Here is a 6,664-nt window from a genome sequence, read left to right as displayed (position 1 = left end):
GTTGATATTTAAAATGCTCATATTTTTTTATTCATTTATAAAATGATTATCCCTAGATTCTAGTCGTTAGCTTGATTCAAAAGTCTCTTATGGTCAGTCATTCAAAATCAGAACCGCAATAAACTTAACAGAGCATTGTTTCAAATCTTTTTCAAATTTATAAAAATTAGAATTCCTTGCAAAAATAAAGAGATGCAACAATCGGCATCTCTTTATTCATACAAATCGCTCACCTTAATTAAATCATTTGTTTTTAGATTTCATTATCAACTCTTTAATATGGGGTAAAAACAAATAAATAATAAAAATCATAGATAAGCCTAAAATAATCTTCCCAATGATACAATATGGTCCACAATAAAAATCGTGATTAATACCAAACACGTTAGTCGTACAACCAATAAAAATCATTACTAAATAATCAATAAACAGCAAGAGAGGAAGTACAACACAAAGCTTAAAAATCACCATCGCTTTCATAACTTTTAGTTTTTATATCTCTCAATTTTAAAAACTCACACTCTTACCATAAAGATAATGAACATATGCTCGTAATGCAATTTTATTTTAAAACCAACAGCTAAAAAAAAGAGATGCCCAACCAGCATCTCTTCTCAATATTTATTATTGGATTTACCTTTCTATTTCTTATAATATTTCATTGCCTCTGGCAAAAAAGCTTGTAAGTTTTTAACGCGAGTATTGTCAGCTGGGTGAGTTGATAAGAACTCTGGAGGCTTTTGTCCACCACTTTCGCCCATACGTTTCCAAAAGTCAACAGCAACAGCAGGATCATATCCAGCCATGGCCATAAAAATCAAGCCCATTTGATCTGCTTCAGTCTCATGTGATCTTGAAAAAGGCAGCATCACACCCACATTAGAAGCTGCACCGAAGGCTGTCATCCACACTTGTTTCGTTTCGGCTGGCTTTTCGTTTAACAACACATTTAAACCCGTTCCCAAAGCCTGAATTCCCATTTGTTGGCTCATTCTCTCATTACCATGTCGGGCAATGGCGTGTGCAATTTCGTGCCCCATCACAACTGCCAAACCTGTTTCGGTTTGAGTATAAGGTAGAATACCTGTATAAAAAACAACCTTACCTCCCGGCATGCACCAAGCATTAGGCGTATCGTCCTCTACCAAATTAAATTCCCATGCAAAACCTGCTACCCGATCAGCCATTCCGTTATCTTTCATAAAAATCTCAACAACATCAGCAATTCGCTTTCCTACTCGCTTCACCATCTCCGACTGCTCCTTATTACCTGATAACTTATTCTCTTTAAGAAAGGTATCATACTGAGTTAAACTAGTCGCTATCATCTGGCTTTCGGGAAATAAGCTCATCTGTCTTCTACCTGTTAGTGGCACTGTAGCGCAAGCTGTTAATAATGCAATTAGGCACAAAAAGAAAATTTTCTTCATCATTATATTTGTCTTAAAATTATTTGAGATCGATACGTCTTACGACTTCGTCCATATTCGATGTTGGTAAGAAACAAGCCTTATCTTTACAAAGGTAAAGACTTGTTGTTTCATTATTAAATCTATTTTTCAACAAAGGCAGATCACTTTCTTTCTCGCTTCCCAATATCAAGACGTTAGGATAAAATCTTTTATTAAACTCTTTTAGAACCTGCTTGGCATCCTTACCTGATATGACCAATTCATATGGTGATTCAATCTGCTTCAACATTAAATTCGCCCATTTACCATGATAGGATAAGTATTTCAAGGTATGCTCTTTCATGTTAGCAAGCATCTGTACTGACAGTTCCACATACTTTTCTTTACCCAAGAGATTCCCCAAGAGATAAAGAGATTCAGCCATTGAAGCATTTGAAGACGGGATGACGTTATCCATCACCTCCATTTTTCGAGCAACAAGTACAGCATCTTCTACTGAAGTATAAAAAAACATGCCTGATTTATCATCGTAGAAATTCCTAATCACATAAGACATCATAGCATCAGCTCGCTTAAGCCAGGCTTCATCGAAACTGGCTTGGTACAATGCAATAAAGGCCTCAAGGGTAAAACTGTAATCGTCGAGGAACGCATTTATTCTTGAATCTCCCTTTTTATAAGTTCGAAACAACTGCACCCCTGACTGCGTCATTCTCTCCATTATAAAATTGGCTATTTGATCTGCCCTTTTTAAATAAGCCTCATCTCCAATCGCCTTGTAGGCATCAAGATATCCCTTTATTAAAAGGGCATTCCATGAGCTTAGGAATTTATCATCTAAACCTGGTCTTACTCTTTCATCTCTGGCAAGTAAAAGCTTCTGTTTAGATTTTTTCATCAACTCATCAAAAGCAATTTCTGAGAGATGATATTTATCCAACAAGTCTGATTTTTCCTTTTTGATATGAAGAATATTGCCTTCTTCCCAGTTAGCCAATTTTGAAACCTCGTAGTATTCCGAAAAAATAGGTGAATCATCGCCCAAGAGCCGATCGATTTCCTCCTTTTCCCAAACGTAGAATTTACCTTCGACTCCTTCACTATCCGCATCGAGTGCTGAATAAAAACCACCTTCTGTAAGTGAGAGTTCTCGCTCTAGAAAGCCAATAGTTTCTTCAACAACTCGTTTATAAAGAGGTTTATTAGTTAAACGATAAGCATTCGAATATAAACTGAGAAGTTGTGCATTATCGTAGAGCATTTTTTCGAAGTGTGGCACCTTCCAATATTCATCAACAGAATAGCGAGCAAAACCACCTCCAACTTGATCGTAAATGCCACCCTCAGCCATCTTATCCAAACTTAAAACAACATGATCTAACACCTCAACATCTTTCGTGTTACAATAATAATTCAACAAAAAATCTAAAGAAATTGGGATAGGAAATTTAGGTGCACGATTCTCACCGCCATATTTTTTATCGAAACTCGATTTCCAGACATTTACCGATGTAGATAAATCATCTATCGTATAAAGGCTACTCTCAGCTTTGTCTACAATCAAGCCACTGGTCTTAACGCCTTCAGAAACCTGCTCAGCAGATTTCAAAACCTTATCCTTTTCAGTAATATAAGCATTACTAATAGCCTTCAAAACCTTCACCCAATCATCTGACGGGAAATAAGTTCCTCCGTAAAAAGGACGACCATCAGGTAATGCGAAACAATTTAAAGGCCAACCACCTCGGCCAGTAATCAACTGAACAGCATCCATATAAACCTGATCAATATCTGGACGTTCTTCCCGATCAACCTTAATACAAACAAAGAGCTCATTCATTAGTTTAGCAATCTCTTCGTTTTCGAAGCTTTCATGCTCCATCACATGGCACCAATGACAGGCTGAATAACCAATACTAATTAAAAGGAGTTTGTTTTCGGCCTGGGCTTTTTGTAGGGCTTCATCTCCCCAAGGATACCAGTTTACAGGATTATGAGCATGTTGAAGCAGGTAGGGACTGGTTTCATTAATAAGCGAGTTGGTATGCTTTTCGTTCATTATTTTATTTTGGGTTTGTGCCCAAACAAAATTCACAAGCAGTATTCCAAAAAATACAAAGCCTAGCATTAAGAGGGCATATTTAAATCTAATTTTCATAGATATAAATATACTTCTTATTTTTATTTATTTTAAATAAACTAAAGAGGAAGGTAAAAAAAAATGCCAAATCCATTGGTAAAAAAGATATTACCATAAATAGAATGCTCAATAAAAACCACATTTAAAGATTTGCTACGTATATAAGTCAGTGAAAAAACGATACTACCAACAAAAGTAAAAACTAAGGCAACCCAATTTCTAAAAATGATATGAGCCATGGAGAAACAAAGAGCATTCACAAAAATCATAACCAGAACACTATCGAATAAGATTCTATAACGTTGATAGAAAAAGAATCGGTATATAAACTCCTGTGTAAAAGCCGACCAAATGGGATAAGTCAAAACAATAAAAAGCCAAAACCAAAAATTATTTAAGGGAAGATGAAAAAAAACATCTTCTCGAAAAATATAAACCCATAGAGAAGATATAACTAGAAGCAATAAACTCTTGAAGGCAATTTCTTTTAAAGGATAAAAAGATTTAATTCTAAAAACTCGTTTTGATATGGTTTTCCTGTTATACATAACCACGAAACAATATATAAAAACAAGCACCAATGGAATTCCTTTATGAATTGGAATAAATTCAAAGAAGTACAAAAGTGGCATTACAAAAAACAATGCCACAAACTCCGACCAGAGATATAGTTTAGACATAAAAAACGAAATTTAATTGAGGAACAAACCGAGATAGATTCGCATAAAGAAGTTACAAAGATTTTATACTTTACGCAAAATTATTTTTCTCTTTTTATTATCAATATACTCAAAAGAACCCACCTATTTAACACCATTCTAAATTAGAAAGCTAGTTGTACTTATGCTTCTATACTTCTAATAAAAACTTGATATTTGTATATTAGAAAACATAACAAAACTCAATTGGTATGAGCATCAAAGGAACAGAAACAGAAAAGAATCTTCTGAAAGCATTTGCAGGAGAGTCACAAGCAAGGGGCCGCTACACCTATTTTGCAAAGCAAGCAAAGAAAGAAGGTTACGAGCAAATTGCAGCCTTATTTTTAGAGACGGCTGAGCAAGAAATGCAACACGCTAAGCGTTTCTTTAAATTCCTTGAAGGTGGCGAGGTTGAAATCACAGCAACTTACCCAGCTGGGTCAATTGCAACAACAGCAGAAAACTTAAAAGCTGCTGCTATGGGCGAAAACGAGGAATACACCGATTTGTATCCTGAATTTGCTAGAATTGCACAAGAAGAAGGCTTCAAAGAAGTTGCTTCTGCATTTAAAACTATTGCTAAAGTAGAACAAGTGCACGAAGAAAGATACCTGAAACTATTGAAGAATATTGAGGAAGGTAAAGTATTTGAAAAGGAAGAAAAAACAGATTGGTACTGCAGAAATTGTGGTTATGTGCACAATGGCACAAAAGCACCTAATAACTGTCCTGCCTGCCAACATCCTCAAGCTTATTTCGAAGAGAAAAGTGAGAACTACTAACATAAAAGAAAAGCTGCAAAATAAAATTTGCAGCTTTTTTTTTATTATTCATCCAGTAAATCAGGACGACGTTGCTTCGTTCTTTTATAAGCCTGCTCTTCTTGCCAAATCTCAATTTTCTTGTGATCTCCTGAAAGCAAAATATCAGGAACTTTCCAACCTCTATACTCTGCAGGACGTGTATATAAGGGTGGTGCTAATAAATTATCTTGAAAAGAATCTGTTAAAGCAGATGTCTCATCACCCATAGCCCCTGGCAATAAACGTACAACACTATCAATAATAATAGCAGCAGCCAATTCTCCACCTGTTAAAACAAAATCACCAACAGAAATTTCCTTGCTTATAAAATGATCACGAATTCTCTGATCAATACCTTTATAATGACCACAAAGAATAATGATATTCTCTTTCAATGAAAGGGTATTAGCCGTTTTCTGATTGTAAAGATCACCATCGGGGCAAGTGAAAATAATCTCATCATATTTGCGCTGATCAGTCAAATATTCGATTGCCTTAACTATTGGCTCCAATCGCATAACCATTCCTGCTCCACCACTAAAAGCATAGTCGTCAACCTTATTATGCTTGTCCTCGGAAAAATCACGAATGTTATGGATGTGAATTTCTACCACACCTTTATCTTTAGCTCTTTGAATAATAGAATGGTCTAATGGACTTTCCAATAATTCAGGTACAACCGTTAATATATCAATTCTCATCTTTTCTAAATTTTGCTCAAAAGTAGACATCCAGCCTTAGTAAAACAAAAAAAACTTAATTTAGGGAAATGAATTGAAGTATATTTTTACAAAAAAGATAAATACAGATTCCAAATAAAGAGACAGACAATCCCTAAAAAGCTTGTGCCATGCTTGTTCCAACTCTTTATCCAAATAAATATATCACATTATTCTTTGATGTTTCATACATTAATAACTAAATTCGTAATAGTAGTTTAAACCTCTAAACTCTATATTGTCAATTTAATAGGTACATTTAGCCTACTTTTCAATAAAAAGAACATGAAAGAACAAGATCTTACACCCTCACATGAGAATGAAACTGAGCCAAAAGTTGAATTACAAGCTGAAGCCTCTCATGATCAATCAGAAGAACAGATACAGGAAGAAAAATCCGATTCTGATTTAAATACCGATAATTTGAAATCGAATACTGAAACAGAACTTCAGGAAAAACCTGACTATGCTTTAATGGAAAAGCATGAGTTAATACAAAGGCTTAAACTGATACTCGAATCAGACTTGGATAATGACTCTAAAGAAAGAGCTCAGAATATCAAGGTTCACTTTTACAAAAAACATAACGCGAGTATAGAGGAGTCCAAACGAGTTTTTATTAAAGGAGGTGGCTTAGAGGGCGATTTTCATCCAGAAAGAGATGAGCAAGAGATTGAAATAAAAGGTCTTCTACAACAATATAGAGATAAGAAAGCTGAAATTCATAGAAGTTTTGAACAGAAAAAAGAAAACAACTTAAAGCAGAAGTTATTGATTATTGACGAAATCAAACAATTAATATCGGGTCAAGAGTCGTTTGAGAAACCATTCCACGAATTTAGAGCGCTGCAGAAAAAGTGGAAAGATTACGGTATGGTACCTTCTCAAT

At 34.9% G+C, this 6,664-nt stretch carries 6 protein-coding genes; 2 read left to right on the top strand and 4 right to left on the bottom strand.

Features of this window, described 5'->3' with window-relative positions; genetic code table 11:
- Positions 1-641: 641 nt before the first annotated feature.
- The 3 genes from ABY905_RS12410 to ABY905_RS12400 are packed head-to-tail and all read right to left on the bottom strand — an operon-like array spanning position 642 to position 4,100.
- Complete coding sequence (locus ABY905_RS12410; RefSeq protein WP_372644352.1) at positions 642-1,433, bottom strand: M48 family metallopeptidase; 792 nt, start codon at positions 1,431-1,433, stop codon at positions 642-644.
- 16 nt (positions 1,434-1,449) lie between these two features.
- Positions 1,450-3,570, bottom strand: a complete 2,121-nt coding sequence (locus ABY905_RS12405) for a thioredoxin domain-containing protein (RefSeq protein ID WP_372644350.1) — start codon at positions 3,568-3,570, stop codon at positions 1,450-1,452.
- Positions 3,571-3,611: 41 nt separating this feature from the next.
- Positions 3,612-4,100: a CPBP family intramembrane glutamic endopeptidase gene (locus tag ABY905_RS12400; protein ID WP_372644353.1), complete on the bottom strand. Its 489-nt coding sequence runs from the start codon at positions 4,098-4,100 to the stop codon at positions 3,612-3,614.
- Between the two features lie 362 nt (positions 4,101-4,462).
- Here ABY905_RS12400 and rbr point away from each other — a divergent pair, with 362 nt between their 5' ends.
- Positions 4,463-5,035, top strand: a complete 573-nt coding sequence (rbr, locus tag ABY905_RS12395) for a rubrerythrin (RefSeq protein WP_372644348.1) — start codon at positions 4,463-4,465, stop codon at positions 5,033-5,035.
- A 44-nt stretch (positions 5,036-5,079) separates the two neighbouring features.
- Here rbr and trmD read toward each other — a convergent pair whose 3' ends face one another.
- Positions 5,080-5,757: a tRNA (guanosine(37)-N1)-methyltransferase TrmD gene (gene trmD / locus ABY905_RS12390; RefSeq protein WP_372644346.1), complete on the bottom strand. Its 678-nt coding sequence runs from the start codon at positions 5,755-5,757 to the stop codon at positions 5,080-5,082.
- Positions 5,758-6,060: 303 nt separating this feature from the next.
- Here trmD and ABY905_RS12385 point away from each other — a divergent pair.
- Positions 6,061-6,664: DUF349 domain-containing protein (locus ABY905_RS12385; protein WP_372644344.1), on the top strand; the 604-nt coding region annotated here is incomplete at its 3' end.

The organism is Ancylomarina sp., assembly GCF_041555295.1.
Taxonomy (GTDB): domain Bacteria; phylum Bacteroidota; class Bacteroidia; order Bacteroidales; family Marinifilaceae; genus Ancylomarina.
The sequence above is the reverse complement of the archived record's forward strand: the minus strand, read 5'-3'. Positions and strand labels throughout refer to the sequence as shown.

Coding starts and splice junctions, on each gene's coding strand:
- rbr (WP_372644348.1), top strand. CDS start 4,463: ATGAGCATCAAAGGAACAGAAACAGAAAAGAATCTTCTGAAAGCATTT.
- trmD (WP_372644346.1), bottom strand. CDS start 5,757: ATGAGAATTGATATATTAACGGTTGTACCTGAATTATTGGAAAGTCCA.
- ABY905_RS12405 (WP_372644350.1), bottom strand. CDS start 3,570: ATGAAAATTAGATTTAAATATGCCCTCTTAATGCTAGGCTTTGTATTT.
- ABY905_RS12410 (WP_372644352.1), bottom strand. CDS start 1,433: ATGATGAAGAAAATTTTCTTTTTGTGCCTAATTGCATTATTAACAGCT.
- ABY905_RS12400 (WP_372644353.1), bottom strand. CDS start 4,100: ATGTATAACAGGAAAACCATATCAAAACGAGTTTTTAGAATTAAATCT.